26 protein-coding genes, 3 pseudogenes and 1 riboswitch are annotated in these 26,372 nt (G+C 60.6%); of the genes and pseudogenes, 15 read left to right on the plus strand and 14 right to left on the minus strand.

The annotated features are described in order from the left end of the window. The first annotated feature begins 2 nt into the window (after nucleotides 1–2). From U5O12_RS05420 to U5O12_RS05435, 4 genes are all read left to right on the plus strand, one after another. On the plus strand, nucleotides 3–578 hold the full coding sequence (locus tag U5O12_RS05420; RefSeq protein ID WP_322577658.1) for a YceI family protein: 576 nt from the start codon (nucleotides 3–5) through the stop codon (nucleotides 576–578). A gap of 153 nt (nucleotides 579–731) precedes the next feature. Further along, a complete protein-coding gene (locus U5O12_RS05425; protein WP_322577659.1) occupies nucleotides 732–1,397 on the plus strand; it encodes an ABC transporter ATP-binding protein in 666 nt (221 codons plus the stop codon). 31 nt (nucleotides 1,398–1,428) lie between these two features. Then, the gene (locus tag U5O12_RS05430; protein WP_322577660.1) at nucleotides 1,429–2,232 is read left to right on the plus strand and encodes a class III extradiol ring-cleavage dioxygenase; all 804 of its coding nucleotides are present in this window, start codon (nucleotides 1,429–1,431) and stop codon (nucleotides 2,230–2,232) included. Between the two features lie 130 nt (nucleotides 2,233–2,362). Further along, a complete protein-coding gene (locus U5O12_RS05435) occupies nucleotides 2,363–2,776 on the plus strand; it encodes a hypothetical protein (protein WP_322577661.1) in 414 nt (137 codons plus the stop codon). Between the two features lie 243 nt (nucleotides 2,777–3,019). Here the strand turns inward: U5O12_RS05435 and U5O12_RS05440 are convergent, their stop codons facing one another. From U5O12_RS05440 to msuE, 3 genes are all read right to left on the minus strand, one after another. Continuing rightward, a complete protein-coding gene (locus tag U5O12_RS05440; RefSeq protein ID WP_322577662.1) occupies nucleotides 3,020–4,045 on the minus strand; it encodes a methionine synthase in 1,026 nt (341 codons plus the stop codon). 451 nt (nucleotides 4,046–4,496) lie between these two features. Continuing rightward, nucleotides 4,497–5,480 carry a DUF1852 domain-containing protein gene (locus tag U5O12_RS05445; RefSeq protein WP_322577663.1) on the minus strand — a complete coding sequence of 328 codons (984 nt, stop codon included), beginning with the start codon at nucleotides 5,478–5,480 and terminating at the stop codon, nucleotides 4,497–4,499. A 45-nt stretch (nucleotides 5,481–5,525) separates the two neighbouring features. Beyond that, nucleotides 5,526–6,107, minus strand: a complete 582-nt coding sequence (msuE, locus tag U5O12_RS05450) for an FMN reductase (protein WP_322577664.1) — start codon at nucleotides 6,105–6,107, stop codon at nucleotides 5,526–5,528. Between the two features lie 99 nt (nucleotides 6,108–6,206). On the opposite strand from msuE, the gene U5O12_RS05455 reads away from it, so the two are divergent. Next, nucleotides 6,207–7,121 carry a LysR family transcriptional regulator gene (locus tag U5O12_RS05455; RefSeq protein WP_322577665.1) on the plus strand — a complete coding sequence of 305 codons (915 nt, stop codon included), beginning with the start codon at nucleotides 6,207–6,209 and terminating at the stop codon, nucleotides 7,119–7,121. A 40-nt stretch (nucleotides 7,122–7,161) separates the two neighbouring features. Here the strand turns inward: U5O12_RS05455 and U5O12_RS05460 are convergent, their stop codons facing one another. The 4 genes and pseudogenes from U5O12_RS05460 to U5O12_RS05480 all read right to left on the minus strand — a co-directional run. Further along, the gene (locus tag U5O12_RS05460) at nucleotides 7,162–7,635 is read right to left on the minus strand and encodes a GNAT family N-acetyltransferase (RefSeq protein WP_322577666.1); all 474 of its coding nucleotides are present in this window, start codon (nucleotides 7,633–7,635) and stop codon (nucleotides 7,162–7,164) included. After that, a complete protein-coding gene (locus tag U5O12_RS05465; protein ID WP_322577667.1) occupies nucleotides 7,616–8,347 on the minus strand; it encodes an acyl-CoA thioesterase in 732 nt (243 codons plus the stop codon). Before U5O12_RS05465 ends, U5O12_RS05460 begins: the two co-directional genes overlap by 20 nt. Before the next feature lie 232 nt (nucleotides 8,348–8,579). After that, nucleotides 8,580–8,788: riboswitch (cobalamin riboswitch) on the minus strand. Between the two features lie 1,629 nt (nucleotides 8,789–10,417). Next, nucleotides 10,418–10,693: a hypothetical protein gene (locus tag U5O12_RS05475; RefSeq protein WP_322577668.1), complete on the minus strand. Its 276-nt coding sequence runs from the start codon at nucleotides 10,691–10,693 to the stop codon at nucleotides 10,418–10,420. A gap of 107 nt (nucleotides 10,694–10,800) precedes the next feature. Further along, nucleotides 10,801–11,022 (minus strand): annotated as a pseudogene (locus U5O12_RS05480) (SDR family oxidoreductase); the annotation flags it as partial. 281 nt (nucleotides 11,023–11,303) lie between these two features. Between U5O12_RS05480 and urtA the strand changes: the two are divergent. The 5 genes and pseudogenes from urtA to urtE all read left to right on the plus strand — a co-directional run bounded on the left by urtA (nucleotide 11,304) and on the right by urtE (nucleotide 16,921). After that, nucleotides 11,304–12,566, plus strand: a complete 1,263-nt coding sequence (gene urtA / locus U5O12_RS05485) for an urea ABC transporter substrate-binding protein (RefSeq protein ID WP_322577669.1) — start codon at nucleotides 11,304–11,306, stop codon at nucleotides 12,564–12,566. Nucleotides 12,567–12,660: 94 nt separating this feature from the next. Beyond that, a pseudogene (urtB, locus tag U5O12_RS05490) lies at nucleotides 12,661–14,242 on the plus strand (urea ABC transporter permease subunit UrtB). Next, on the plus strand, nucleotides 14,239–15,348 hold the full coding sequence (gene urtC / locus U5O12_RS05495) for an urea ABC transporter permease subunit UrtC (RefSeq protein ID WP_322577670.1): 1,110 nt from the start codon (nucleotides 14,239–14,241) through the stop codon (nucleotides 15,346–15,348). Before urtB ends, urtC begins: the two are co-directional and overlap by 4 nt. Then, complete coding sequence (gene urtD / locus U5O12_RS05500) at nucleotides 15,345–16,226, plus strand: urea ABC transporter ATP-binding protein UrtD (protein WP_322577671.1); 882 nt, start codon at nucleotides 15,345–15,347, stop codon at nucleotides 16,224–16,226. The genes urtC and urtD overlap by 4 nt, the downstream gene beginning before the upstream one ends. A gap of 2 nt (nucleotides 16,227–16,228) precedes the next feature. Further along, the gene (gene urtE, locus U5O12_RS05505) at nucleotides 16,229–16,921 is read left to right on the plus strand and encodes an urea ABC transporter ATP-binding subunit UrtE (RefSeq protein ID WP_322577672.1); all 693 of its coding nucleotides are present in this window, start codon (nucleotides 16,229–16,231) and stop codon (nucleotides 16,919–16,921) included. Here urtE and U5O12_RS05510 read toward each other — a convergent pair. From U5O12_RS05510 to U5O12_RS05535, 6 genes are all read right to left on the minus strand, one after another. Next, nucleotides 16,918–18,585, minus strand: a complete 1,668-nt coding sequence (locus U5O12_RS05510; RefSeq protein WP_322577673.1) for a tetratricopeptide repeat protein — start codon at nucleotides 18,583–18,585, stop codon at nucleotides 16,918–16,920. The genes urtE and U5O12_RS05510 overlap by 4 nt on opposite strands. Before the next feature lie 84 nt (nucleotides 18,586–18,669). Continuing rightward, entirely contained in the window at nucleotides 18,670–19,500 is an 831-nt protein-coding gene (locus tag U5O12_RS05515; protein WP_322577674.1) for an urease accessory protein UreD, read from the minus strand. A gap of 27 nt (nucleotides 19,501–19,527) precedes the next feature. Continuing rightward, the gene (locus tag U5O12_RS05520; protein ID WP_322577682.1) at nucleotides 19,528–19,986 is read right to left on the minus strand and encodes a nucleoside deaminase; all 459 of its coding nucleotides are present in this window, start codon (nucleotides 19,984–19,986) and stop codon (nucleotides 19,528–19,530) included. A gap of 67 nt (nucleotides 19,987–20,053) precedes the next feature. Then, complete coding sequence (locus U5O12_RS05525) at nucleotides 20,054–20,821, minus strand: ABC transporter permease (protein ID WP_322577675.1); 768 nt, start codon at nucleotides 20,819–20,821, stop codon at nucleotides 20,054–20,056. 9 nt (nucleotides 20,822–20,830) lie between these two features. Beyond that, complete coding sequence (locus U5O12_RS05530; protein WP_322577676.1) at nucleotides 20,831–21,658, minus strand: ABC transporter ATP-binding protein; 828 nt, start codon at nucleotides 21,656–21,658, stop codon at nucleotides 20,831–20,833. A gap of 3 nt (nucleotides 21,659–21,661) precedes the next feature. Next, nucleotides 21,662–22,690 (minus strand): ABC transporter substrate-binding protein, encoded by a 1,029-nt coding sequence (locus tag U5O12_RS05535; RefSeq protein WP_322577677.1) that lies wholly within the window; start codon nucleotides 22,688–22,690, stop codon nucleotides 21,662–21,664. A gap of 330 nt (nucleotides 22,691–23,020) precedes the next feature. Here U5O12_RS05535 and U5O12_RS05540 point away from each other — a divergent pair, with 330 nt between their 5' ends. The 5 genes from U5O12_RS05540 (at nucleotide 23,021) to U5O12_RS05560 (ending at nucleotide 26,217) form a co-directional block, all read left to right on the plus strand. Then, a complete protein-coding gene (locus U5O12_RS05540) occupies nucleotides 23,021–23,821 on the plus strand; it encodes a hypothetical protein (protein ID WP_322577678.1) in 801 nt (266 codons plus the stop codon). A gap of 2 nt (nucleotides 23,822–23,823) precedes the next feature. Then, nucleotides 23,824–24,273, plus strand: a complete 450-nt coding sequence (locus tag U5O12_RS05545) for a hypothetical protein (protein WP_322577679.1) — start codon at nucleotides 23,824–23,826, stop codon at nucleotides 24,271–24,273. Nucleotides 24,274–24,302: 29 nt separating this feature from the next. Further along, a complete protein-coding gene (locus U5O12_RS05550) occupies nucleotides 24,303–24,509 on the plus strand; it encodes a type II toxin-antitoxin system VapB family antitoxin (RefSeq protein WP_322577680.1) in 207 nt (68 codons plus the stop codon). Next, on the plus strand, nucleotides 24,506–24,886 hold the full coding sequence (locus tag U5O12_RS05555) for a type II toxin-antitoxin system VapC family toxin (protein WP_322577681.1): 381 nt from the start codon (nucleotides 24,506–24,508) through the stop codon (nucleotides 24,884–24,886). Before U5O12_RS05550 ends, U5O12_RS05555 begins: the two co-directional genes overlap by 4 nt. Before the next feature lie 161 nt (nucleotides 24,887–25,047). Next, nucleotides 25,048–26,217 (plus strand): IS4 family transposase, encoded by a 1,170-nt coding sequence (locus U5O12_RS05560; RefSeq protein WP_322576672.1) that lies wholly within the window; start codon nucleotides 25,048–25,050, stop codon nucleotides 26,215–26,217. A gap of 16 nt (nucleotides 26,218–26,233) precedes the next feature. Here the strand turns inward: U5O12_RS05560 and U5O12_RS05565 are convergent. After that, nucleotides 26,234–26,372, minus strand: a pseudogene (locus U5O12_RS05565) (peptidase M20); the annotation flags it as partial.

Here is a 26,372-nt window from a genome sequence, read left to right on the forward strand (position 1 = left end):
TTATGCGTACGACTTTCATCGCTGCCGCCGTGGCGGCCCTGGCCTTTGCAGGCGCGGCCCAAGCCCAATCCGCCAACTACGGCATCGACCCCACCCACACCTTTGTGACCTTTGAAATCGGCCACTTCGGTGCCACCACCAACCGCGGCCGTTTCGACAAAAAAGAAGGCACCATTCAGCTGGACAAAGCTGGCAAGAGCGGCAAGGTCGACATCTCCATCGACGTGACCTCCATCAACACCGGCACCCCCGGCTTTGACAAGCACCTGCAAAGCGCCGACCTGTTCGACGCTGCCAAGCACCCCACCATCAAGTTCTCGTCCACCAAGTTCACCTTCAACGGCGACAAGGTCAGCGAAGTGGCCGGCAACCTGACCCTGCTGGGCAAAACACAGCCCGTGACCCTGAAGGCCACCCAGTTCAACTGCTACGAAAACCCCATGCTCAAGCGCGAAGTGTGCGGTGGCGACTTTGAAACCACCATCGACCGCACCGCCTTTGGCATGAACTACGGCGTGGACTGGGGCTTCCCCAAGAACGTGCGCCTGGTGATCCAGGTGGAAGCCGTCAAGCAGTAATCTGCCCCGCGCAGCCCCTGCCAAAGCCAGCCCTTGGGGCTGGCTTTTTTATGCGTTTTAGAGCCAAATTGGCCGCTGGAGCCCGTGGATATTGCGCGAGCAGCTCCTGTATTTGTAGCAAAATAAGCACTCCACAGCTTCCGTTTCGCATCCATGCCCCTTGCATCCACCGCCATCCTCAGCCCCACCAGCCCAGCATCTGCCCCCATATTGCACGCCCGTGCCCTGCGCTGGGCCCCTGCAGGCACGCCAGTGCTGGACGTGCCTGCGCTGCAGATTCCGCCCGGTGTGAGCTGGGTAGGCGGTGGGGAAGGGCGGGGCAAAAGCAGCCTGCTGCGCTGCCTGGCCGGTGACCTGCTGCTGCCCGGTAGCCACCTGCAAATCGGTAACACGGTGTTGGCCACCGCACCCGCGGCCTACCGCGCGCACGTGTTCTGGATGGACCCGCGCACCAGTGCCCACGACCAAGTGCGTGGTGTGGATTTTTTGGCCCGCACCGCCGCGCGCTACCCCCACTGGGACGCCACGCTGCAGGCAGACCTGGCGGAGGCGCTGGACCTCACGCCGCACCTGGAGAAGCCGCTGTACATGCTGTCCACCGGCTCCAAGCGCAAGGTCTGGCTCCTGGCTGCGCTGGCCTCGGGCGCCGCGCTCACCCTGCTGGACGAACCCTTTGCCGCCGTGGACAAAACTTCCATCCGCTGCGTGCTGGACTATTTGCAGGAGGCGGCCACCCACACCACCCGCGCCTGGGTGGTGGCCGACTACGAGGCCCCCGCCGGTGTGCCCCTGGCCTTAGCCATCGACCTGGGTGACTGACCGGACCGAACACTTTTTTGAGGAGACCCGTATGTCCCAACGCTTGCCCACCTACTTCATCTCACACGGCGGCGGCCCCTGGCCGTGGATGCCCGAGATGGCGGCCGCCATGCAGCCGCTGGCCCAGTCCCTCGCCGACATTCCGCCCCAACTGGGCCAAACGCCCAAGGCCGTGTTGATGGTTACCGCCCACTGGGAGGCGCGTGCCTTTACGCTGGGCAGCAGCCCCGCGCCCGGCATGGTGTACGACTACGGTGGCTTTCCGCCCCACACCTACCAAATCACATACCCCGCGCCCGGCGCCCCAGCGCTGGCGCAGCGGGTGCAGGCGCTGCTGGAGGCGGCTGGCCTGCCCGTGGCACAAGACGCGCAGCGCGGCTACGACCACGGCACCTTTGTGCCCCTGGCCGTGATGTACCCCCAGGCCGATGTGCCCGTGTTGCAAATGTCGTTACGCGCTGGCCTGGACCCGGCCGAACACCTGGCCCTGGGCCGTGCGCTGGCACCGCTGCGCGACGAGGGCGTGCTCATCGTCGGCAGTGGCCTGAGCTATCACAACCTGCGCGCCTTTGGCCGCGCGGGGCAGGCACCTTCACAAGCGTTTGACGCGTGGCTGCAAACGGCCGTGGCTGCACCCGCCGCACAACGCACCCAGTACCTGCTGGACTGGGAGCAGGCCCCGGCGGCCCGCCTGTGCCACCCGCGCGAGGAGCACCTGCTGCCGCTCATGGTGGCGGTGGGCGCGGCCGAGGGCGACACGGCCAGCTGCGTCTACCACGAGGACGGAATTTTTGGTGGTGTTACGGCGTCCAGCTTCCGCTTCAGTGCGGCCTAGTGGCTGCACACGCAGGTAGTAGGCGCCTGCCTGTTGCCGTCCTTCAGTTAAAGTCCGTCCCCGCACGATGCGGGTTGCCTGCGTCGCACACTGTGTGCCTCAGGTGCATCGGAATGACAAGGAAAACGACATGCTGTTAACGGATATCGCCGTCGAGCACACGATGACGCCCGTCAAGGGAGGCCCGCGTGTGACGGTGGTGCTGCACCCCTTCACGAACACCCAACGCGACTCACTGGGCAAATTCGAGATCGTGCGTGGCGTCAGTGAGCCAGGGGGCAAAGAAGTGCGACGGTCCACCTTCGTGTCGTTTCAGCAATTGGCGGAGTTGTACGCGAAAGGCGTGCTCGACGAATTCGGGTTTTCCGTTCGCATGTGCCCCGCGGATGGCAAGTACCCGGCGGCGACGCCCATCAAGAAAGTTCTGCCCAGCAACATCAAACCACGCTCCCAGTTCGACCTGGCGGTGCATGGCGTGGATGTGTCAAAACCCGCCAGCCGCGAGTTGAGGACAGCGCTGTTGCGCACTAGCGTCAAACTTTGAGGATGCCCGTGCATCCCTTTGTTGGCCATGCCGGTTGGGCAGAGAGCAGCCTATTTCCCGGCTCCGGTCCTTGGTGACTGCCACCCACTGGACTCAGTCCATCGCAGCAATCGACCCGAAGCCATCCTTGAGTAAGTCAAACGCATTGCCCGATACATGACATTCAGAGTGGTTCACCAGATGGCGGAGATGGACCGCCAGGGTGCAGCGACTACGGCCTGTCGCTGACCGTAGCGCCCCGCATCACGTGGCCATAAGTCGCTCCTTCGCCAACCTCGTGCCCTCTGCCAACGCTCGCAGCTTGCGCCACGCCACGTCCCGTCCCATCGGCGCCAGGCCGCAATTCGTGCACGGGAACAGCCGCTCCTTCGGCACGAACTCCAGCGCCCGGGCTATGGTGTCAGCTACTTCCTCGGGTGTCTCGACCACGTCGCTGGCCACATCGATCACGCCGACCAACACGTCCTTGCCGGCCAGCAGCCTCATCAGATCGGGCGGCACATGGGAGTGGATGCATTCCAGGCTCACTTGGTCGATGCCGCTGCGTGCCAGCGCGGGGAACACCGCCTCGTACTGGCGCCATTCGTCGCCCAGGGTGCTCTTCCAGTCGGTATTGGCCTTGATGCCGTAGCCGTAACAAATGTGGACCGCTGTCGTGCAGGTCAGGCCCTGCGCCGCACGCTCCAGCGCTTTCACGCCCCAGTCGGCGGCATCCTTCATGTAGACATTGAAGGCGGGCTCGTCGAACTGGATGATGTCCACGCCATCTGCCTGCAGCGCGAGCGCTTCCTGGTTGAGCAGCTCGGCAAACGCGAAAGCCATCTTCACCTTGTCACCGTAGAAACGGTCGGCCACCGTATCAACGATGGTCATGGGGCCGGGCAGGGTGAACTTCAGCTTCTTCTTGGTGTGCGCGCGCGCTAGCTGGGCCTCGAAGGCATGCACGCGGCCTTTCAGGCGCAGAGCAGACACTACCTGCGGCACCATCGCGTCGTAACGGTTGTCGCGGATGCCCATCTTCACCTTGTGCTCGAAGTCGATGCCCTCGATCTGCTCCAAGAAGCCATGCACGAAATGCTGGCGCGATTGTTCACCGTCGCCCACGATGTCCAGGCCTGCGTCTTCTTGGGCCTTGATCCACAGCAGGGTTGCGTCGGCCTTGGCCTGGCGCAGCGCATCGCCTTCGGCCATCCACTGGGGCCAGAGCTTGTTGGTTTCGGCCAGCCAGGCGGGTTTCGGCAGGCTGCCAGCGATGGAGGTTTCAAACATCAGAGAACTACTTTCAAGAAAAAGAGATTGGAGGTGGTGAGTTGGTCAGAGGAGCGGGGGGGGGCGTGGCCGGGGGGGGGGGGGGGGGGGGGGGGGGGGGGGGGGCGGGGGGGGGGGGGTGGGGGGGGGGGGGGGGGGGTAGGGGGGGGCGGGGGGGGGGGGCCGGGGGGGGGGGGCGGGGGGGGGTGGGGGGGGGGGGGGGGAGGGGGGGGGGGGGGGAAATGGGAGGGTGGGGGGTGAGGGGCGGGGGGGCGGGGGCGCCGGGGGGAGCGGGGTGGGGGTGGGGGGGGGCGGGCCGGCGTGAGAGGGAAGGGGGAGGGGGGGGGAGGGGTGCGGGGGGGCCAGGGGGGGGGGGGGGGGGGGCGGCGGGACCGGGGGGCGGGGGGGGGGGGTGCGGTCGCGCCGCGGCCGCCGGGTGTGGGGCGGGTGTAGGTGTTTTTCGGGGGCAAGGTCAGAGCGCGACGCTGGCAGCCCATTGGCCCAGTACGTTGCCATACGGTTTGATGAAATGCTCCTCCGCAAACTTGCCTTGCTTCACAGCTAGTTGGCTGCGTTCTTCGCGGTCATACACAATCTGCGTCAACGAGTAATCTTGGTTCTTCAGGCTCGGTTGGTAGAGTTTGCCTGCTGCAGAATTGGCGTTGTAGATTTCAGGGCGGTAAATCTTCTGAAAGGTTTCCATGGTGCTGATGGTGCCGATCAACTCCAAGTTGGTGTAGTCGCCCAGCAGGTCGCCGTGAAAGTAGAAAGCCAGTGGCGCAACGCCATTCGGTGGCATGAAAAATCTAACCTGCATGCCCATTTTTGCGAAGTATTGGTCGGTAGACGACAGTTCATTTTGTTGGTATTCCACACCCAGTGCGGGGTGCTGGTTGCCGGTGCGTTGGTAGGTCTTGCTGGTCGACGCGCTGATGCAGATCACAGGCGGCTTGTTGAAGCGCTCTTGGTAAGCGCGCGAGTTGGCAAATTGCTTGAACAGCTTGCCATGCAGGTCGCCAAAATCTTCCGGCACGCTGTATTCCGCCCGGTTGAGGTTGTGGCTCGGTAGCACGACGCTGAAGTCGTAGTCGCGCACGTAGGATGAGAAATTGTTGCCCGCAATGCCGGCTATGCGCTTGTTTTCTCGCTTGTCGTGGATGCTGGTCTGGAGTATTTCAATCAACGGAAATGCATCGGTGCTGCGCTTGGCTTCGATACTCATCTCGACGGAGATGATGTCCAGCTCAACGGCGTAGCGATCGCCGGTCGGATTGTCCCAATGCGCCAAATCATTGAAGCGGTTGTCAATCATCTTCAGCGTGTTGCGCAGGTTCTGTTGCCGGCTCGCTCCCCGGGCCAGGTTGGCAAAGTTGGTGGTGATGCGTGTGCTGTCCGATGGGTGGTAGTTCTCATCGAAACGGATGCTCTTGAGGTGAAAGCTGAGTTCTTCGTTCATGGCGATCTTGTTAGTTAGGTTGTGCTGGAGGGGGCGACTCTTGTTTCAGGCCGCAAGCATTTTTTCGGCCAAATAGGGCTTGGCCTGGTGCGTCATTTCCACCAAGGGCAATGCGCGTTGCACAGCCAATGCGGCGCGCTGGATCAGGGCCTCGTTCTGAAGTTGGTAGTCGAAAAAATCCTGGTCGGTCGCGTAGACACCCAGCGGCAATGTGCGTGCCTGGAAGAAGCTGAACAGTGGCCGCAACTGGTGGTCGATCACCAAAGCATGGCGCTCGCTGCCGCCAGTGGCCGCCAGCAACACGGGCTTGTCGATCAAGGCATCCTGGTGAATGAAGTCGAAGAAGTGTTTGAACAGCCCCGTGTAAGAGCCCCGGTAGACCGGTGTTGCCACCACTAACACGTCCGCTTGTTCGACCGCGACAAGCTCCCGCTCCACCATGGCGGGCAATTGAGAGCGCCATGTTGCGCCGGCAAACTGCGGTGCGAGCTGACCCAGTTCGATCAGGTGTTGCTCGCAAGGGACTTCATCGGCGATCAGGTCCAGCAGGTGCTCTGCCAGTGCTGCAGCCTTGGAGGGGCGTTGCAGCCCGCCGGAAACGGCTACTAAGCGGAGTGGACGTGTCATGCGTGCTTTCATATTCAAACAATGGAGCGGATGCTACCTGCGGTAAACCATGAAGTAAAATGTTCTTTTCTCATTAATCCATGAATTAGGATCATTCAGATGCTGGAGCGCATGCACCTGAACATCGTTCAGCAGGTTGAGAAACAAGGTTCTTTGACGGCAGCCGCAGGCGTGCTGAATCTGACCCAATCGGCCCTGAGCCATAGCATGAAGAAACTGGAGCAGCAGCTGGGCACTGACGTGTGGCTGCGCGAAGGGCGAAGCCTGCGGCTGACGCAGGCTGGCCAGTACCTGCTGGCGGTGGCAAACCGGGTGCTGCCGCAACTGGACCTGGCCGAAGAGCGCCTGGGCCAATTCGCGCAGGGCGAGCGCGGTGCGCTGCGCATCGGCATGGAATGCCACCCGTGTTACCAATGGCTGCTCAAGGTGGTGTCACCCTATCTGGCCGCATGGCCTGACGTGGATGTGGACGTCAAGCAGAAATTCCAGTTCGGCGGGATCGGCGCGCTCTTCGGCTACGAGATTGACCTGCTGGTCACGCCCGACCCGCTCTTCAAGCCGGGGCTCAAGTTCGAACCCGTGTTCGACTACGAGCAGGTGTTGGTCGTGGCTAAAGGCCATGCCCTGGCAACGGCCGCCTATGTGAAGCCCCAGCAGTTGACCCAGGAAGTGCTCATCAGCTACCCCGTGGACATTGAGCGCCTGGACATCTACAACCAGTTCCTGTTGCCAGCCGGCGTCACGCCCAAGCGCCACAAAGCCATCGAAACCACCGACATCATGCTGCAGATGGTGGCCAGCGGCCGCGGTGTGGCCGCACTGCCGCGCTGGCTGGTGGAGGAATACGCGGCCAAGATGGATGTGGTGCCCGTGCGGCTGGGCGCGCGCGGCATCGCCAAGCAGATCTTTCTAGGGGCGCGTGAGTCGGAAACCGGCATCGACTACGTGCGGGCTTTTATTGAACTGGCCCGCCAGCCTGCTGCTATGGCCATAGCGCAAGGCGCCAAAGGGTGAATGCCGCTATCGAGCGGAAACAAGCGCTCCCGGGATTGCGTCAATTAATGTGCGCTGGCAATTCCAGCCACACACGGGGCGCTTCTTCTTGCAGGCGCACGTTCCAACCCAAGGCCTTTGCCATGCGCAAGATAGCAGGGTGACCGTTTTCACACACCAGCGTCGCCAGGTTGGCATCCGTACGTGTTTCCACAACGTATTTCAATAGGGAAGTCGCCACGCCCAGGCGTCTAGCCTTGGGATGCACCGTCAAGGCCAATTCATTGACCCCAGGATATGAAGTTGGCGTGAGCTGCAATGCACCCAGCAGTCCGATGTCGGCAGCCGACCACGCGCCCCACCACCGTGACTGGTTCCAGTCCATGCCCTGCACCCACGCCAACACGGCGTCATCGCACAAGGTACGCCCGAACCTGGCATAGCGATCGTCCTTTTCCAGCGTCATCAGATGCAGTTGCAGCGCATGGCGGTGCCCGACATCCAGAGTGCCGATTTCAGTGATCAACGGATACATAGACCAGACTCGAAGAAGTGCACAAACGGCGTGCGCCGGTGACGGGAGACTCCGACCACATGTCCGCCTGCACGGTGATGGATCGGTTGCCAACGCGCGTAACGTGGGCTAGTACCTCAACCACCTCACCGACGTGGGCCGGGGCCACAAAGTCCATGCGTTCGCTGCTGGCCATCACCACCGTGCGGCGCATATGGCGGGTTGCGGCGACAAACCCCGCCTTGGCCAGCCAAGCCATGGCGGGGCCACCATGCAGAATTCCCCGATGATTGGCATGGCCCGGAAAGACTATTTCTGCTAACCGAACCACAGTCCGATCCGATATTTCCTGCGGGAACACACCCGCATCCGCAGCTGTTGGTGCCAGAGCTGATGAGGTCTCCTCGGGCGCCTGTTGGCGGACCATCACAAAGTCACCCGATAGACAGCGTGTGCGCTCACCGGTCAGCAAAGCCTCGGCGACCAGCTCCGTTTTCAGGGTCACCGACCTGCGCCCGCGGTGCACCACCTCCGCAGTGCACTCGATCAGATGGCCTGCGGGCGCCGGCGCCGCGAAGTCCAGGCGGCTGACGGCGGCGGTCACCACCGTTCCGCGCAGCACCTTGCTGCCCATGATGAAAGCCAGGCGATCCAGCGCAGCCAAGGCGGCGCCACCGAACAGGGTTCCATGGTGGTTGGACTGGTCCGGCCAGACCATGTCAACCACAGACATCCGGGAAGGTTCTGTGCCAGAAATCGGGGGGACCGGTATCGCCGGGATATCCGGTGCATGTGTTTCAGCCAAGTCTGACATTCATCCTCCAAAAATAATGGAGGCGGAGCGCGGCCAGAAATCGTTTATGCAATAGGCCGCCCCCTGGTTGGAGCCATAGGACGGCGGCAGCACGGGCGAGCCCGTCTGCCATGAGAAAAAACGACACTCGCACAGGGACACCCCGCCCTTACATAGGTCACTTCCTCAGGGCAGGTCTCCTGGCTCTCGGGTCGTCGTTTGCATGTCGGCCTTCCCAGCGCGAAGCCAGTGGCGTGGTGGACATGAAACTTGCCGATCACAGTTGCGGGGGCAGCCACAGCATGGGTTGAAACTCAACCGTTCTGTCGTTCCCTTTTCATTCTTGCCGTTCAGCAAGAAACCGCGAGGAAAGGTAAGTCTAGCACTGCGCTTCCGGAGTGCGCTGAACGGACATTAGCAAGTGACTGCATCTGGCCGAGGCTGTGTGAAAACCCTTTGAATCTGGCGCAGTGTTTGCTATGACCTATCAAGCTGTTTGGAGGTTTGAGTATGTCCAGATTCATTGTGGGAGAAGACAGGCATAAGGACTTTGTTGCCAGAGTGCCTGGACGACTTCATACTGAAGACAACACGGTGGGTGGTCGATGCCTTGTAGTGAGCTGGACATGAACGCTTGGGCTTTGAAGGTGCCAATAGCTGCAACGGGACGTCGGCCTATCTGCTGTCATGTTGAAGCTCTACCTCTATGGGTATCTCAACCGTATTAATAGTGGCGCTGGAGCGTGAATGCAGCGCAACGGGAGCTCATGTGGCTCACAGGCAGGCTTGCCCCAGACTTCAAAACCATTGCAGACTTTCGCCGTGCCAACAGCACTGGCATCCGCAACGTATGCCGTCGTTCGTATGCTGTGCCGCGACCTCAAACTCTTAGCAGGAGTAGTAGCCATCGATGGAGCAAGTTAAGGCAGTTAACTCGGTGATTGCAACTCCACCGGAAAGTCGACAAGCGCAGGAGCAGATTGAAGAAAGCTCCAACGCTTTGAGTGCACTGGAGACCGCGTCGCACAAGACTGTTGAGCTTGAAGCAAGACTTTGCGTTTGACAGACAAAATTGCACGGTTGCGCAGCAAATGCGTGAGCTCGACGCAAAAAGAACAGCTAAGACGAGCCCGACGGTAAATATTAGGACCGTCGATGACGGTCATGGCACAGTGGAAGGGATGGGTATGGTGGCCTACAACGTAAGGGGTGTGGACGCAAACACTTGTGTGGATGAAGTACAATGCGGGTAGTGATAGAGCCCAACTAGTCATGGCGAAGCTGCGCGTGAAGTATGGGTAAGAAGAGGTTGCGCGCAATCGAGACCGTGGCTTTTGTGGTGAAATAAGGATGTGCCGTGAGGTATTGTGGAGCCGCTGACGCAGGCGGGTGTGACAAGGAGCTTTATAAGAAAGATGAGAATAGAGTGTGGGAGGGCGAAGTTAGAGGCCAGAGAGGCGCGGAATGGCTCGCCGTCTGGGCGCGCTGCCCCTGCCATGGGGACCCGCGGCATCGGGTTCGTGGGAATGAGGAGTGTTGGAGGCTGTGCAGTGCGTGTTCTCTGCTCCATGCCGTCAGGCGACGAACCGTAGAGCAGTGTTGGCCGCTCAAGGCTGGATGGGCTCACCCTTCCTCCGCGGCTGCCCCGTAGGAGAGATGGGTTGATGTTGGCGTCTTGGTGTGTTGAGTTCTTGGGTTTGAGGGAATGATGAGGCGATGAAACTGGCAGGGGCATGAGTCCTTTGTTGGAGTTTGCTGCTTCATATGGGGCCCCAGGAGCGCCATAAGACCGCTCAAGCGGCATCGGTACGGTGTTCATCGCGAAAACCTGTTGGGTTAACGCAAAGCAGCTCCTTCCTAGACGCTATCGTGAGTTTCCACACAGCCTCGGCCCAAACGCGACCTAGAGAGCAAATCTCTGGCAAATAAAAGATGAGCCCCAACTGAAGTTGGTGAGTGGTGTGAACCGGCTGGCGAAGGAATCCCCAATACGCAGCGTATGCGCATCCGTCAAAGCTGATTCTCTTCAATCGAATTCGCAACCGGCGCCACCGCAGGCGCCGCACCTTCCCGCTCCAGCGCCTGCTTGCGTTCCTGCTCATACCGCTCATACGACTTGGTGGGCGGGCAGGGCGCGTGGTCAGCGGTTTGGTTAGTCTGGCAGCGGTGGAAGCCGTCGTAGAAGGCGCGCTCCCAGTTGGTGCCGGCGCAGCCGGCCAGCAGGCTGAGGGCAAGTGCGCTGACGCGCTGCAAGGTGCGGTGGTGCGATGGGGTGGCCATGGTCATGGTGGTCCTTCCGTGTAGACCACGCCGGTATATCGCAACACGGCGGTTTTGCCAAACCGCTGTGTCTGCCATCAGCGCACAGCCAAGGCTTACAGGAACATGCCACCCTAAGCCTCGATGCGCTGCGCGTTGACCCAACGGTTGGCGGGTGTCAGCAGAGAGGCAATCATGGCGCCAATGTCGTCGGGCACACCCACGCGGCCCAGGGCGGTCTGGCTGGCCACAAAGGCGTTGAGCTGGGCGTTGTCGCGCATAGCGCCGCCGCCAAAGTCCGTCTCAATGGCGCCGGGCGCCACCACGCTGACGCAGGTGTACGCCAATCGGCGCAACCTGTCACAGCGCGTACGCGTGGTGATGGACTGGCTGGCCTTGGTGATGGATGGATATTTACATGCCATTTAGGCCTCTAGCCCTTGTGAAATATGCGCGAGCAGCTATTAAATGGATAGCGTATTGCATCCACCGGGTACCACACAGGGTGTACGCCACACGGCGTATTTCGGTTTCTGCCGCGGGTCCCTAAAGTCAACCCATCGCATCCAGCAAGCGCTTTGGCAACACGGCACCGCTTGGGCGAGACAGATTTTTTAACCCCCACGGAGAAGCCCACATGCAACGTCGTTTTTCTTTGAAGGCACTGACCGCTGCGGTCGCCTTGACTACCCTGTCCGCACTGCCAGCCTACGCGGCTGACACCATCAAGGTCGGCATTCTGCACAGCCTGTCTGGCACCATGGCCATTTCGGAAACCGTGTTGAAAGACACCGTGCTGATGGCGATTGACGAAATCAACGCCAAGGGCGGCATTCTGGGCAAGAAGCTCGAACCCGTGGTGGTGGACCCCGCCTCCAACTGGCCCCTGTTTGCTGAAAAGACCAAACAGCTGCTGACCCAAGACAAGGTCGACGTGATCTTCGGCTGCTGGACCTCCGTGTCCCGCAAGTCCGTGCTGCCCGTGGTCGAAGAACTGAACGGCCTGCTGTTCTACCCCGTGCAATACGAAGGTGAAGAGCTGTCCAAGAACGTGTTCTACACCGGTGCAGCCCCTAACCAACAAGCCATTCCTGCTGTCGACTACCTGATGAGCAAAGAAGGCGGCGGCGCCAAGCGTTGGGTGCTGCTGGGCACCGACTATGTGTACCCCCGCACCACCAACAAGATCCTGCGCGCCTACCTCAAGAGCAAGGGCGTGGCGGACAAGGACATCGACGAAAAGTACACCCCGTTTGGCCACTCCGACTACCAAACCATCGTGGCTGACGTGAAGAAGTTCGCTGCGGGTGGCAAGACTGCCGTGGTGTCCACCATCAACGGTGACTCCAACGTGCCTTTCTACAAAGAACTGGGCAACGCTGGCCTGAAGGCCAAGGACGTGCCAGTGGTCGCCTTCTCGGTGGGTGAAGAAGAGCTGCGCGGTGTAGATACCAAGCCGCTGGTGGGCCACCTGGCCGCATGGAACTACTTCCAGTCGATCAAGAACCCCGCCAACACCGAGTTCATCGCCAAGTGGTCGGCTTACGCCAAGGCCAAGGGCATCGCTGGCCACAAGGACAAGCCTTTGACCAACGACCCGATGGAAGCCACTTACATCGGCATCAACATGTGGAAACAAGCGGTTGAGAAGGCCAAGTCCACCGATGTGGACAAGGTGATTGCCGCCATGGCTGGCCAGACCTTCAAGGCACCAAGCGGCATCGTCTCCAAGATGGACGAGAAGAACCACCACTTGCACAAGTCGGTGTTCATCGGCGAAATCAAGGCGGACGGCCAGTTCAACGTGGTCTGGAAGACACCTGGCCCCGTGAAAGCCAAGCCATGGTCTCCTTACATCGAAGGCAACGACAAGAAGCCTGATGAGCCCGCAAAGAAATAAGGCGAAGGCAGGGAGAAGCTAGCTTCTAGCTAGAGCCGCCACAGCCTTGCAAGGGGCGTGGCGGCTTGTTCCATTCAACCGGAGAGATTGGCGTATGCCAAAGAGATTCATCCATCTGCTATTGATAGCTACGCTTTTTGTAGCAGGCAGCGCACACGCGCTCACGGCCCAAGAGGCAAAAGCCATCACAACCGGCGAGAGTGACGACCGGGTGGCCGCCTTGCAGGCGGCCGTGGCCAAGGCCGACGACAACACCGTGCGTTTTATCCAGGCGCTGTCTGATGACAGCGTGAAACTGGTGGGTGATGTGCCTGTGATGGTGGTGGATGGCAAGGGTGTGGACCCGGTGACGCAGGCTGAAATTGCCTTGCCCGATACCGCCGAAGACGTGATGAACAACAACCGCATGCGCGGCGAGCTGGACAACGCGCTGGCCGCCGTGAAGCTGCTGTCCACCGACGTGGCGGTGCGGCGCGCTGCTGTGACCACCTTGCAGGGCAATGTGGACATGGACAAGCTGCCGTTGCTGGACCAGGCGCTTGCCGCAGAAACGGTGGCCGACATCAAGGACAAACTGGCGTTGTTGCGTGCTTCTGCCTTGTTGTCGAGCGGAGACCCGGCCAAGCGCCTGGAGGCCGCTACCCTGCTGGGGGACAGCGGGCTGGCCGCCACCAAGACCTTGCTTGCTGAACGTCTGCAGGGCGAAACTGAAAGCGCTGTGAAAGTGGCGCTGCAAAAAAGCCTGAGCGCCGTAGAAAACCGCCTGGCCTGGGGCGACCGCCTGGGTGCCATGTTCAGCGGCATCAGCCTGGGCTCCATCTTGCTGCTGGTGGCGCTCGGGTCTGGCCATTACCTATGGCCTCATGGGCGTGATCAACATGGCCCATGGCGAACTCATGATGATTGGCGCCTACGCCACCTACGTGGTGCAGGGCCTGTTCCAAAAATACCTGCCCGGCGCGTTTGACTGGTACCTGCTGGCCTCGGTGCCCGTGGCCTTCATGGCGTCGGCCCTGGTGGGTGCGGCACTGGAGCGCGGGGTGATCCGCTTCCTCTATGGCCGCCCGCTCGAAACATTGCTGGCCACTTGGGGCATCAGCCTCATGCTGATGCAACTGGTGCGCACGATTTTTGGCGCGCAGAACGTGGGCGTGGAGAACCCGAGCTGGATGAGCGGTGGTGTGCAGGTATTGGGGAATTTGTCCCTGCCCTACAACCGTCTCGTCATCGTCGGCTTTGCATTGGCGGTGCTGGCGGGCGTGGCTTTTTTGATCAGCAAGACACGCCTGGGCCTGTTTGTGCGCGGCGTGACGCAAAACCGCCCGATTGCCAGTTGCATGGGTGTGAACACCGCGCGCATTGACACCTATGCGTTTGCACTGGGCAGCGGCATTGCTGGCTTGGCCGGTTGCGCGCTGAGCCAGGTGGGCAATGTGGGGCCTGACCTGGGCCAAGGCTACATCGTCGACTCGTTCATGGTGGTGGTGCTGGGTGGTGTGGGCCAACTGGCCGGCACGGTGTATGCCGCGCTGGGCCTTGGCGTGCTCAACAAACTGCTCGAAGGCTGGACCGGCGCCGTGTTGGCCAAGATCGCCGTCCTCGTCTTCATCATCATCTTTATCCAGAAGCGTCCGCAAGGCATCTTTGCCATGAAGGGCCGGAGCGCAGAAGCATGAGTACCCCTTCCCTGATTCTTCCTACTCCGCAACCCCTGCTCACGCGTACCGGCTGGGTTTCCTGGCTGGGTGCATTGGTGGTGCTGTGTGCCCTGGTGCCCGTGCTCAACCTCTGGGTGCCCGAAGGCAGCGTGTTCCACCTCAGCGACTTTGCCGTGGCGCTGGTGGCCAAGATCATGTGTTACGCCATCTGCGCCATGTCCATGGGCCTGATCTGGGGCTACACCGGCATCCTGAGTCTGGGCCACGGCCTGTTCTTCGCGCTGGGTGGTTATGCCATGGGCATGTACCTCATGCGCCAGATCGGGCTGGATGGCAACTACAAGAGTGCGCTGCCGGACTTCATGGTGTTTCTGGACTGGAAAGAGCTGCCCTGGCACTGGGCGCTGTCGGACAGCTTCATCGCCACCTTGTTCCTGGTGGTGGCGGTGCCTGGCATCGTGGCCTTTGTGTTTGGCTACTTCGCTTTCCGCTCGCGCATCAAGGGCGTGTACTTCTCCATCATCACCCAGGCCATGACCTTTGCCGCCATGCTGCTGTTCTTCCGCAACGAAACCGGCTTTGGCGGCAACAACGGCTTCACCGATTTCAAGCGCATTCTGGACATTCCGATTGCCACCACCAGCATGCGCATGACGCTGTTTGTGCTGACGGCCCTGGTGCTGCTGGGCTTCTTCCTGCTGTCGCGCTGGCTGGTGGGCAGCAAGTTTGGCCGTGTGTTGCAGGCCGTGCGCGATGCAGAAACCCGTGTCATGTTCAGCGGCTACAACCCCATCGGCTTCAAGCTCACGATCTGGACCATCTCGGCCATGATGTGCGGCGTGGCCGGGGCGCTGTACGTTACGCAAGTGGGCATCATCAACCCCAGCGAGATGAGCCCGGCCAACAGCATCGAGATTGCCATTTGGGCCGCTGTGGGCGGGCGTGCCACGCTGATCGGGCCGGTGGTCGGCGCCTTCATCGTCAACGGGGCCAAGAGCTGGCTCACCGTGACCTACCCCGAGTTCTGGTTGTACTTTTTGGGCGCGCTGTTCATTGGCGTGACCCTCTTCCTTCCTGATGGAGTGGTGGGCTTGATCAAGAAACTCAAAGGGAGCAAAGCATGACTCCCGATCTGTTGGAGCAAGGCGAGAAGCGCGTTCAGGCGCACATGGCAGCGCTGGCGGCGAACAAAGGGCAAACCGAATCTGGGGGCCGCGCTGCGGGCTTCTCGCGCGTGGCCAAGGCCGGTGAGGTGGATGTCACTCACGGCCGTATCTTGTACCTCGAAGATGTGAGCGTGAGCTTCGATGGATTCAAGGCCATCAACAAGCTCAGCCTGGACATTGCGCCCGGTGAACTGCGCTGCATCATCGGCCCCAACGGCGCTGGCAAGACCACGATGATGGACATCATCACCGGCAAGACACGGCCTGACGAGGGTACGGTGTTCTTCGGCAGCACCATTGACTTGCTGCGCTTCAAGGAAGCGGAGATTGCGCAGTTAGGCATTGGCCGCAAGTTCCAGAAGCCCACGGTGTTCGAGCAGCTCACGGTGTTTGAAAATCTGGAGCTGGCGCTGAAGACCAACAAGGGCGTAAAGGCCTCCATGTTCTTCAAGCTCGACTCGGCACAGAGTGACCGCCTGGCCGAAATCCTGCACACCATCCACCTGGCCGATAGCGTAGGCCGCCTGGCCGGCAACCTGAGCCATGGGCAGAAGCAATGGTTGGAGATCGGCATGCTGCTCATGCAAGACCCCAAGTTGCTGCTGCTGGACGAGCCGGTTGCAGGCATGACCGACGAGGAAACCGAACGCACGGCCGAGCTGTTCCTCACGCTCAAGGGCAAGCATTCGCTCATGGTGGTGGAGCACGACATGAGCTTCATCCGCACCATCAGCGACATCGTCACCGTGCTCTGCGATGGCTCGGTATTGGCACAAGGCACCTTGGATCAGGTGCAGGCCGACGAGCGGGTGATTGAGGTTTATCTGGGACGCTAAGCATGTTGAAAATCAATAACGTCAACCAGTACTACGGCGGCTCCCACATCCTGCGCGATGTGAGCCTGGAGGCCGAAATCGGCAAGGTCACGGTGATCTTGGGGCGCAACGGCGTGGGCAAAACCACGCTGCTCAAGTCCATGATGGGACTGGTGCCCATCAAGTCCGGCAGCATCGAATTTGATGGCAAACCCATCCAGAAACTCACGCCCTACGAACGTGCGCGCATGGGCCTGGGCTTTGTGCCGCAAGGGCGCGAAATTTTTGCGCGCCTCACCGTTGAAGAAAACCTGCGCATGGGCCTGGCCTACAAGAGTGCCAATACGCCCATCCCGGCCGAATTGTTCGAGCTGTTCCCGGTGCTCAAGCAGATGCTGAACCGCCGTGGCGGCGACTTGTCTGGCGGGCAGCAACAGCAGCTGGCCATCGCGCGCGCATTGGCGGCTGGCCCCAAGGTGCTGATTCTGGACGAGCCGACCGAAGGCATCCAGCCCAGCATCATCAAGGACATTGGCCGCGTCATCCGCATGCTGGCCGACCGCGGCACCATGGCCATTGTGCTGGTGGAGCAGTACTACGACTTTGCCCAGGAACTGGCCGACCAGTACGTGGTGATGGAGCGCGGTGCGGTGCTGGCGCGCGGCATGGGCCAGAACATGGAGATTGACGGGGTACGCGGCCTAGTGGCTATCTAGGCTGTATTGGGTGCGGAGGCGTCGGCGGGAGCACGCTTTCCGGTGCGCAGGGCCAGGCCACCGGCCTGGCGCCTTTGCTCACCCAATGAAGCCCGGCTGACCGTGGGGCCACACAGGCCACGCAACTCCTCTACGGTGGCGGCCAAGCTCGCTGCATCTTGCACTTTTGCAGCGTGTTTTTGCAGCAGCTGGTAAGCGTTGTCTACCAAGCGGGCATTCAGGGTTTCGCGGCCATGCAAGATCAGGTTCTTAACGGCCGCTGTCGGGTTGCCCGACATGCTCAGCGACATGGCCGTCTCCGCATATTCCAGCACCTGCGTCTGCGCACCGCGAATGGTGTCTGCATAAGGCGGGTAGGCACTGGCGCTGGACGCCAGTAGCTCGGTGAGGGAGCGGTTGCTGCAGAACCGTTTGGCCAAGGTGCCTATGGTGGACTCCACTTCATTGAGCTGGATGGCCTTGTTTGACAGCTGGGCCAACAAGGCCACTAGGTTGCAAGCGGATTCAAAATCAAACAGGGGCTCGCGCACGGTTTTGGCAAGGTCGCGCACGCTTTCTACCGCGCGCGCAAACTGGTGCTGCTGAATCAGGTTGAGCGCAGCTACGATGCCCGAAAGACGTTGTAGCCGTGCGTTGTCCGGGTCTTTATCGATCAGACGCAGGAAGTCGTCATGGCAGCGCTGCAGGCCTTTGCGGTCGGCAGTCTCCAACCGCGCGAAGGCCAACAGCACCAGCGTTTGTGCGTCAAACATTTTGGATTCCAGGCCCAGGCGCACCGTTTTGTCCAGCAACTGCTCGGCCTCTTGATGGTCGCCCGCGTAGTAGGTCATCATGGCCAGGTTTTGCAGCCGGCTGATGGAGGCCGGCGTTAGCGTGGCGGCCATTTTGTAGGTCTCCAGTGCCTTGTCAAAGCGCCCCAGCTCAAAGTGGGCCCTGCCCATCACGTCGTAGGCATCGGCGTAGTTGGGGTCTTCGCTGATCAGGCGCTCCAGCGTACTGGTGGCCTGGTTGATCTGCCCGGATTCGAGCAGCGAGCGTGCCACTCCCAGCTTGGCCCACGGCAGTGTTTTGGCTTCGACCACAGCTTTGTAGAGGGTTTGCGCGTCGGCGCAGCGGCCGATGCGCAGCAACAGCTCGGCACCCACACGCGCCGCATACAGCCAGAACATGCCTCTGCTCTCAAAACGGTCCAGGCACAGCTTGGCGGCGTCCTCAAAGCGCTCGTCTTCGATGGCACTAAAAATCTCCTGCAAGGACACCTTGCGAATGCGGGCAGCCACCAGCCGGTCCCCCAGTTGGGTCGCCTTGTGCGGCTTGAGCATGTAGCCGTCCAGTGCCGATTCGGCGGCTTCTGCCACCTTGGCGTAGGTGGCTTCACCCGTGATCATGATGAAAACGGTCGAAAAGGGCAGCAGCTGGTTGCGGCGCAGGTCGTCCAGCAGGTCTTGGCCCGAGGTGTTGTCGCTCGGAAAGTGCTGCTCGCACAGCACAAAGTCAAAGGTTTTGAATTCCAGTTGTCGGCGTGCATCCGCAGGGCGTGCAGCCTGTGCGACGGATGCCACACCAAAATCGCGCAGCTGCGACACCAGAATCGAGCGCGAGGTGGGGTTGCCGTCCACAACCAGGGCGGAGCAGGCGGAGAAGTCGTTTTCTAACGCAGCCATCAGGTGTCTTGCCATACGCCCTGTTGGGAGGGCGGGGTCCATCGATGGCGCATTATGGGCGCTGCGCTACAAAAAAGGTAGCCGTTACATCGCCCAGATGCGGGGGTCGGCAGCTTCCAGCGCCCACTGCTGGGTGCGCCAGGCGCGGCGCACACTGCGCAGCAACTGCATGGCAGGTTCTACGTGCGGGGCCAACACGCGCAGCACCACCAGTTGGGGGTGTGGGCTGGTGGCGCCGGCCGTTCCCGCCAGCGCATGGTCTTGCAGGCAGGCGCGCGCAGTGTCCAGCAGCGCCTCTTTGCGATCGCGCGAGAGTGGGCTGCCGGATGCGAAGAACAGGGTGGCCAGGCAACGCTGCCCGGCCATGCCTGCGGGGCTGTTGAGCAGGCGCTGGTCTTGCCCGTCGATCAGCCCCCGCTCCAGCCAGATGCCCGGTATCTCGATGTGTTGTTCAAACTGGCCCTGGGTGAAGGGCAAGTTGGCCATGGGCAGGCCCAGCACCGTGGTGTCCCAGCCCAGGCATTCCGCGCTGGGTTCCAGTTCCAGGCGAAGCTGGTTGCGAGCCTGGCAGGCGTCGTAACAAATGGCCTCCAGCGGCAGCCATTCCAGGCGCGCGCCAGCCTCTAGCGTTAGCCGCGTGGTTTGCGTGGCCCAGGGGCCTTCAGAGCGGTAGAAACGCGTGGCCCCGGGTGTGGTGATCAGGCCGTGCGCACCGGTTCCGGCGTGTACGCGCAGGTCGAGTGTGTCGCCTCCCACCAGGCCACCGGGCGGGTGCACCAGCACGTTGTGGCAAATGCCATCGCCCTCGGGGTACAGGCTTTGCAAGATGCGCAGCGGGCCGCTGTGCTGGTGGCGTGCCACCGTACGCCCGGCTTCCAGGCGGTAGTTCAGGTCTAACTGGGCGTGCCACACCATAGGGATTTGTCTGCCGAGGCGGGAGCCTCAGGGCTTCCAGAAGTTCAGGTGCAAGGCGGCAATGGCTTCTTCCACCGCGGGCACAGGCCCTATCACCTGCACCTGCTTTTGGCCTGCCGCCAGCACGGTGCGGCTGGGCAGATCCATGGTGGGGTTCTCGGCGTGGTTGCCGGTCAACTCCAGCAGGCGGCGTTCGGTCATGCCAAACACCAGCGTGCCAATGTTGGCCCAGTACTGGGTGCCCGCGCACATGGCGCAGGGTTCTACCGTAGTCACCAGCGTGCAGCCCCACAGGTAGTCGGGAGTGAAGTTGGTAGCGGCCGTTCGGGCCAAGGTGGATTCGGCATGGTTCACCGTGTCCACATTGCCTTGTTCGGCCAGCACGGTTTCCCCATCCGGCGCCACCAAGATGGCGCCAAACGGGTGCTTGCCCAGGCCGATAGCACGCTGTGCCACGGCGTTGGCGCGCAGCAGATGGCGCTCAATCTGCTCAGGGAAAGAATCGCCGGCGGGCCCCCCGAGGGAGGGGCGGGGGGGGGAAAGAAAGAAGGGGTCATGCGTTCTGCGAGCCGCGGTGTGCCCAGCCGGTGGTGCGTTTTTCAATCGCGCTGAACAGTTCGTACATCACCATGGCCATCGCACCCACCACCACCAGCCCGGCAAAGGCCAGGCCCATCTGCATGGCGGATCCCGCGCTGATCAGCAGATAACCAATGCCTTCGTTGGCGGCGGTCATCTCGGACACGGTAGTGCCCACAAACGCAAGCGTGATAGCGACCTTGAGCGAGCCGTAGAAATAGGGCATGGAGCGGGGCAGGCCCACTTTCATCAGCACATCCCAGCGCTTGGCGCCCAGCACCCGCAACACGTCTTCCAGCTCGGGCTCCAGGGTAGCCAGGCCGGTGGCGATGTTCACCATGATGGGGAAGAAGCTGATGAGGAAGGCCGTCAGGATGGCTGGCCCCACGCCAATGCCAAACCACACCACCAAAATAGGCACAAAGGCCGCCTTGGGCAAGGCATTAAAAGCCGTCATCAGCGGGTACACCGCGGCATAGGCCAGGCGCGAACTGCCGATCACAAAACCCAGCAACACCCCCACCACAATGGCAATGCCAAAACCCGCCATGGTGACCCAGAAGGTGCGCCACGCGTGCCCCGCGATGATGCCTTTGAACTCCCAGAACTGCGTCCAGATGCGCCAGGGGCTGGGGAAGATGAACTCGGACACTTCAAAGGCAGAGCACAGGATTTGCCAGAGCACGATGAAGCCCACCAGCAAGATCCAGGGGGCCCAAAACTCCACTTGTTTTTTGTTCATGGCCAGGCCTTATTGGTTGATGGTCGCGCCGGTCTTGCGCATGGCACCAATGTGCCCGCGCAACTCGTGCACGATGTCGGTGAACTCTTTGGTGTAGGTGATCTCCAGGTCGCGCGGGCGCGGCAGTTCAATCTCTTTCTTCACCACAAACCGGCCCGGACTCTTGCTCATCACATACACCGTGTCGGCCAGGAACACCGACTCACGCAAGTCGTGCGTGACCAAAATCACGTTGAACTGCTGCTCGGTCCACAGGTCACGCAAGATGCACCACAGCTCTTCGCGCGTGAAGGCATCCAGCGCGCCAAAGGGCTCGTCCAGCAGCAGCATCTTGGGTTCGTGGATCAGCGCGCGGCAAATGCTGGCGCGCTGCTGCATGCCGCCCGAGAGTTGCCAGGGGAACTTGTCCTCGTAGCCGGCCAAGCCCACCTTTTGCAGCAGTTTGCGGGCGCGCTCCTCGTACTCTTTGCGCTTTTGCTTGAAGGTGGAGCGGTAGGGCTCCACGATCTCCAGCGGCAGCAGCACGTTGTCCACCGTGGTGCGCCAGGGCAGCAGTGAGGGCGCCTGGAAGGCCATGCCCGATATCTTGAGCGGCCCCGTCACCGGCTGGTTGTCGATCAGGATCTTGCCCATGGAGGGCATCTTCAGCCCCGTGGTGAGCTTCATGAAGGTGGATTTGCCGCAGCCCGAGGGGCCGACGATGGCGATGAACTCGCCCTTGCGCACCTTCAGGTCAATGGCCTCGACTGCAAAGTGGTTCTGCTTGAGCAGCTCCTCGTTGTAGGCGAGCCAGACATCCTGAAAATCGACAAACCAGGGGGTGGCGGGTGCACTCATGGTTTACTTCTTGGGCAACACGTCCAGCGCGGCCTTCGCGGGCAGGTAGCTGCCGTTCCACACCACATCCGGGTTCACGCGGCTCTTGGTGTTGAAAGCATCCGACACTTGCGATGCCATCAGCGAGAGGCGCGGGCCGTTGACCTGGCCAAACCCTTCGGCACGTGCGTTGGGGCTGTTGATGACAGTGTCGATCGCCAGCTTGAGACGGCGCGTTTCGAGTTCGGCGTTGATGATGCCGTCACGCGCTTTCACATCGCCAATGGCCGCGGCCGGGTTGCCCATTACGTCCTTCATGCCCTTGGCAAACGCTGCTAAAAACGCCTTCACGGCTTCGGGGTTGTCCTTCAGGATCTTGGGCGACGCGATGATGGCGTTGCCATACAGCTTCACGCCGTATTGGGGGTAGGGCAGCACCACCACATCTTCAGCTTTCACACCACGGGCTTCCAGGTTCAGCAGAGAAGTAAAGGTAAAGCCGGTGATCGCGTCCACATCACCACGCGCCAGCATGGTTTCGCGCAGTGGGGGGTCCATGGCGGTCCACTGCACGCCGGTGACGTTGTTGGCTTTGGAGAAGATCGGGAAAGCGCGGCGACCCGCGTCAAACACGGGGGCGCCCAGCTTTTTGCCATTCAGGTCGGCCGGGGTCTTGATGCCGCTCTTTTTGAGCGCCATCACCGAGGCTGGCGTGTCGTTGTAGACCATCATGATGGCCACGGGCTTGTTGGGCGCATCCGCGTTGTTGGCGTGGAACTCCATCAGCGCAGCCATGTCGGCAAAACCCATGTCGTAGGCGCCCGAGGCCACGCGGGTCACCGTGCCGCCGGAGCCGTTGCCCGCGTCAATCGTGACGTCCAGCTTGGCGTCCTTGAAGTAGCCCTTGGCCGCGGGCGTCAAAAACAGGGCGGCCGGACCTTCAAAGCGCCAGTCGAGCTGGAACTTGATGGGCGTGTTTTGGGCCAAGGCAGAGCCTGCTGCCACGGTGGCAGCTGCAAAGGCGATGGCGTGGAGAAACTGGCGCTTTTTCATGGGGTTTCCTTCAAGGGCTACAGATGCAAAAGGTCTAGCAAGAAGAGTGCCCAACTTTGGGGCGTGGCTCATGCCTGAGTCCATTCTGCGCGTGGGGTGTGGGTTTTAATGTTGGGGTTTATCAGAGTGGTCATCCACCTAGGGAGAGAAAAACCATGAAGACCCAAGAGCTTGGCCGTGCAAGCCGGCACGGTTGCGTGTTTTGTGTCTGCGAGGACGCCGTGAATGCTATTGAATTGATAGCTGTTTGCGCATATTCCATCAGGGATATTGGCTTATTTGGCATCAAAATTTGTCCCGTAAGAACCTCAGCACATCCAGGAGCCCGCCATGTATAAACCCGCCAAGCTTCGCAGCTGGCTGCAAACCAGCACGCGCCGAGTGCTGCTCTTCATCGGCATGGCGATTGGCCTTGGCGCCTGCATGGGAGCAGCAGGCGCTGCTACTGGGAGCGACGCATGGCAAGAAGAAGTGCTGCTGCATGACGGGCGCACCATGCTTGTTGACCGCTCGCAAACGTACGGCGGTGGGCATGAAATCGGGCAACGTCCGCCAGAGCGGGACATGACGATCAGCTTTAGCTTGCCGGGTTCTGCCAAGCGAATCACCTGGTTCAGCGAGTATGGGCAAGACTTGGGTCGGTCCAACTTCCGGCTGGCGGCGCTGCATGTGTTGAACGACACGCCCTATGTCGTGGCGCTACCCAATTTATGCCAGTCTTACAACAAGTGGGGCAGACCCAACCCGCCGTATGTGATCTTCAAATACCAGGGCGACGCGTGGACGCGCATTGCGCTGGCAGAACTACCGGTCGAGTTCAAGAGCACCAATTTGGTGGTGGAAAACTTCAACAACGCTGCAGAGTTTGCACGCCTTGGCCGACTCAGTGCAGAGAAGGTCAAACAACTCAATGGGCAACTGAGACAGCCCGAATATCGGGAGATTTTGAGGACGCCGATTACGGGCAGTGGCGACGAGTGCCCCGTGATGGTGTCTCGAGGAAAAATAGGTGGAAGTGTCGCCTTGGACTGGTTTACCGCTCAACCCAATTTGGAAGCCTGTTTAAAGTTTTGTGAATACAAAAAGGTAAGCCCGGCGACCTGCCCCTGTCACACTATTTTTGGAGATTAGAAATGACCCTGCCCACAACTGATCTTGCACTTATGGCTGGTGCGGCCTATGTATCTAACCGAAAATTGGAGAATCGCTTTCCAGCGCCGAACGGTTGGAAAACGACAACATACGCAGAGCCAACTGATGGCGGCAGTGGTTTTGAAGCGATTGCTTTCATTCGGACTGGTACTGAACTCAAAACCAGCCCCGAAATCGTAATCTCCTACACCGGCACGAACGGTGACGGCGACATGCCCGAAAACTTGGCTATCGCCGCAGGCAAATTCAGCGAACAGCTTATGCAGGCTGCGCAGTACTACCTGGACATCAAGGCGCTTGCACCCAAGGACGCCAACATCACCTTCACCGGCCACAACTTGGACGGTGGACTGGCTGCGCTGGGCTTCGTAAATCAAGTGCTGACTCCAAAAGATGCATCAGCGCGATTTGGAGTTGGATGCATTTTTTGATGATAATACGCATCAAAAGGAGTGCTTATATGAGAACAACCGTCACGATAGACGATGCCCTTTACGAGCAAGCGTTGCAGGTTGCAGACCCTGATTTGGACAAGGCGGACATCTTCCGGGAGGCCATGAAAACCTTTGTCCGCGTGCAGGCAGCCAAACGCCTGGCTGCTCTGGGAGGCAGCATGCCGCAGATGCAGGACGTGCCGCGGCGTGATGTTGAGCCGCACCCGCTGTGAGCGTGCTCGTTGACACCTCTGTCTGGGTAGATCACTTTCGCCAGCGCAATCCTGCGCTGATCGACTTGATCTTGTTGGACCAAGCGCTGACGCACCCAATGGTGGTGGCAGAGCTGGCCTGCGGAACGCCGCCTGCCCCACGCGAACGCACTCTGGCTGACGTTGGCTTGTTGCAGGGCGCACAGCAAGCCAGCCTGCAAGAGGTGATGGCGATGGTGGAGCGCGACCTCTTATTCGGCTTGGGTTGCGGGCTGGTGGATCTTATGTTGCTAGCGTCCACACGTATCACCCCGGGGGCGCGCTTGTGGACCATGGACAAGCGCCTGGCTAACTTGGCCGCGCGCTTCGGGGTGGCCCATCAAGCGCCAGTGCACTGAGTCAATTTAAATCTCAGCCCAGTAGTGTCCGGTTTAAATGATGGCCATCGGCTTGCAAGCCAATAGCAACGCGGGTTTCAAGAGGTTCATGGCTGTCCACGATTTGAATTTCAATTGGCACATTTGCGATGCTCTCGGGTTTGAACAGCCTGGGGTGACGCATGAACGTGGGCAAGACGCTGTTTGCGCAAATCATGGAGTACGTGCCATGGAAGACGTTTGGTCGCATCATCGATCGCCACGCGGGCGATGCCGGAGTGCGAACTCTCAGTTGCGCCGACTTGTTTCGGGTGATGGCCTTTGCGCAACTGACCTGGCGCGAATCCCTGCGCGACATCGAGGTCTGTCTTGCTGCCAACCAAACCAAGCTGTTTCACATGGGCATGAAGGGCGTTCCCGCACGCTCCACGCTGTCCGATGCGCTGAACCTGCGGGATTGGCGCATCTACCACGCGCTGGCGATGCGTCTGATCCAACGTGCCAGAAGTCTCTATGCCAGAGACGCCCTGAACATCGACCTGGATGCCACGGTCTACGCGCTGGATGCGACCACGATCGACCTGTGTCTGAGTTTGTTCGACTGGGCCCCATTTCGTACCACCAAAGCGGCTGTGAAGATGCATACGCTGCTGGACCTGCGTGGCTCTATTCCCGCTTTCATTCACATCAGCGACGGCAAGATGCACGAGGTCAACGTGCTGGACATCCTGCCCATCGAAGCCGGTGCCTTTTACGTGATGGATCGGGGCTACCTGGATTTCGCTCGGCTGTACAAGATGCATCAGGCCGGAGCTTTCTTTGTCACCCGCGCCAAGCGGGGTATGGATGCGCGTCGGGTGTATTCGGCACCCACCCATCGGGATACCGGAGTGATCTGCGATCAGACCATTGCTCTGAACGGGTTCTACACCGCTCAAGACTATCCCGAGCACTTGCGCCGCATCCGATTCAAGGATCCCGAGTCCGGCAGGACCTTGGTGTTTCTGACCAACAACACCAGTCTGCCGGCGCTGACGATTGCCGCCCTGTACAAGAACCGTTGGCAGGTGGAACTGTTCTTCAAGTGGATAAAACAGCACTTGCGCATCAAGCGCTTTTTGGGCACGAGCGAGAACGCGGTCAAGACACAAATTTGGTGCGCCGTGTCCACTTACGTGCTGATTGCCATCGTCAAGAAGGAGCTTCACTTGGATGCCTCGCTCTACACATTTCTACAGATATTGTCAGTGTCGGTTTTTGAGAAAACCCAGATTTCATGCGCCTTGCAGCCCGACACCCCATTGCCAGAAACACCGATCAGCTCTAACCAGTTGAATTTGTTTACTTTTTAACCGGACACTACTGATCTCAGCCCTTCAACAAATCCAGCAACGTACGCGCCACTACTTTGGTGGCTTTGCGCAAGTCGTCCAGGCTCACGCGCTCGTCCGCGCGCTTGGCGTGCGACTCCAGCACGGTGCGCGGGCCAGCGCCATAGATGACGCCT

The sequence above is a fragment of the Rhodoferax sp. genome, assembly GCF_034519335.1.
Lineage (GTDB): Bacteria > Pseudomonadota > Gammaproteobacteria > Burkholderiales > Burkholderiaceae_C > Allorhodoferax.

What these genes read in the sequence shown, in the direction of transcription:
- U5O12_RS05420 (WP_322577658.1), top strand. Translation starts at nt 3, where the DNA reads ATGCGTACGACTTTCATCGCTGCCGCCGTGGCGGCCCTGGCCTTTGCA.
- U5O12_RS05425 (WP_322577659.1), top strand. Translation starts at nt 732, where the DNA reads ATGCCCCTTGCATCCACCGCCATCCTCAGCCCCACCAGCCCAGCATCT.
- U5O12_RS05430 (WP_322577660.1), top strand. Translation starts at nt 1,429, where the DNA reads ATGTCCCAACGCTTGCCCACCTACTTCATCTCACACGGCGGCGGCCCC.
- U5O12_RS05435 (WP_322577661.1), top strand. Translation starts at nt 2,363, where the DNA reads ATGCTGTTAACGGATATCGCCGTCGAGCACACGATGACGCCCGTCAAG.
- U5O12_RS05440 (WP_322577662.1), bottom strand. Translation starts at nt 4,045, where the DNA reads ATGTTTGAAACCTCCATCGCTGGCAGCCTGCCGAAACCCGCCTGGCTG.
- U5O12_RS05445 (WP_322577663.1), bottom strand. Translation starts at nt 5,480, where the DNA reads ATGAACGAAGAACTCAGCTTTCACCTCAAGAGCATCCGTTTCGATGAG.
- msuE (WP_322577664.1), bottom strand. Translation starts at nt 6,107, where the DNA reads ATGACACGTCCACTCCGCTTAGTAGCCGTTTCCGGCGGGCTGCAACGC.
- U5O12_RS05455 (WP_322577665.1), top strand. Translation starts at nt 6,207, where the DNA reads ATGCTGGAGCGCATGCACCTGAACATCGTTCAGCAGGTTGAGAAACAA.
- U5O12_RS05460 (WP_322577666.1), bottom strand. Translation starts at nt 7,635, where the DNA reads ATGTATCCGTTGATCACTGAAATCGGCACTCTGGATGTCGGGCACCGC.
- U5O12_RS05465 (WP_322577667.1), bottom strand. Translation starts at nt 8,347, where the DNA reads ATGTCTGTGGTTGACATGGTCTGGCCGGACCAGTCCAACCACCATGGA.
- U5O12_RS05475 (WP_322577668.1), bottom strand. Translation starts at nt 10,693, where the DNA reads ATGACCATGGCCACCCCATCGCACCACCGCACCTTGCAGCGCGTCAGC.
- urtA (WP_322577669.1), top strand. Translation starts at nt 11,304, where the DNA reads ATGCAACGTCGTTTTTCTTTGAAGGCACTGACCGCTGCGGTCGCCTTG.
- urtC (WP_322577670.1), top strand. Translation starts at nt 14,239, where the DNA reads ATGAGTACCCCTTCCCTGATTCTTCCTACTCCGCAACCCCTGCTCACG.
- urtD (WP_322577671.1), top strand. Translation starts at nt 15,345, where the DNA reads ATGACTCCCGATCTGTTGGAGCAAGGCGAGAAGCGCGTTCAGGCGCAC.
- urtE (WP_322577672.1), top strand. Translation starts at nt 16,229, where the DNA reads ATGTTGAAAATCAATAACGTCAACCAGTACTACGGCGGCTCCCACATC.
- U5O12_RS05510 (WP_322577673.1), bottom strand. Translation starts at nt 18,585, where the DNA reads ATGGCTGCGTTAGAAAACGACTTCTCCGCCTGCTCCGCCCTGGTTGTG.
- U5O12_RS05515 (WP_322577674.1), bottom strand. Translation starts at nt 19,500, where the DNA reads ATGGTGTGGCACGCCCAGTTAGACCTGAACTACCGCCTGGAAGCCGGG.
- U5O12_RS05525 (WP_322577675.1), bottom strand. Translation starts at nt 20,821, where the DNA reads ATGAACAAAAAACAAGTGGAGTTTTGGGCCCCCTGGATCTTGCTGGTG.
- U5O12_RS05530 (WP_322577676.1), bottom strand. Translation starts at nt 21,658, where the DNA reads ATGAGTGCACCCGCCACCCCCTGGTTTGTCGATTTTCAGGATGTCTGG.
- U5O12_RS05535 (WP_322577677.1), bottom strand. Translation starts at nt 22,690, where the DNA reads ATGAAAAAGCGCCAGTTTCTCCACGCCATCGCCTTTGCAGCTGCCACC.
- U5O12_RS05540 (WP_322577678.1), top strand. Translation starts at nt 23,021, where the DNA reads ATGTATAAACCCGCCAAGCTTCGCAGCTGGCTGCAAACCAGCACGCGC.
- U5O12_RS05545 (WP_322577679.1), top strand. Translation starts at nt 23,824, where the DNA reads ATGACCCTGCCCACAACTGATCTTGCACTTATGGCTGGTGCGGCCTAT.
- U5O12_RS05550 (WP_322577680.1), top strand. Translation starts at nt 24,303, where the DNA reads ATGAGAACAACCGTCACGATAGACGATGCCCTTTACGAGCAAGCGTTG.
- U5O12_RS05560 (WP_322576672.1), top strand. Translation starts at nt 25,048, where the DNA reads ATGAACGTGGGCAAGACGCTGTTTGCGCAAATCATGGAGTACGTGCCA.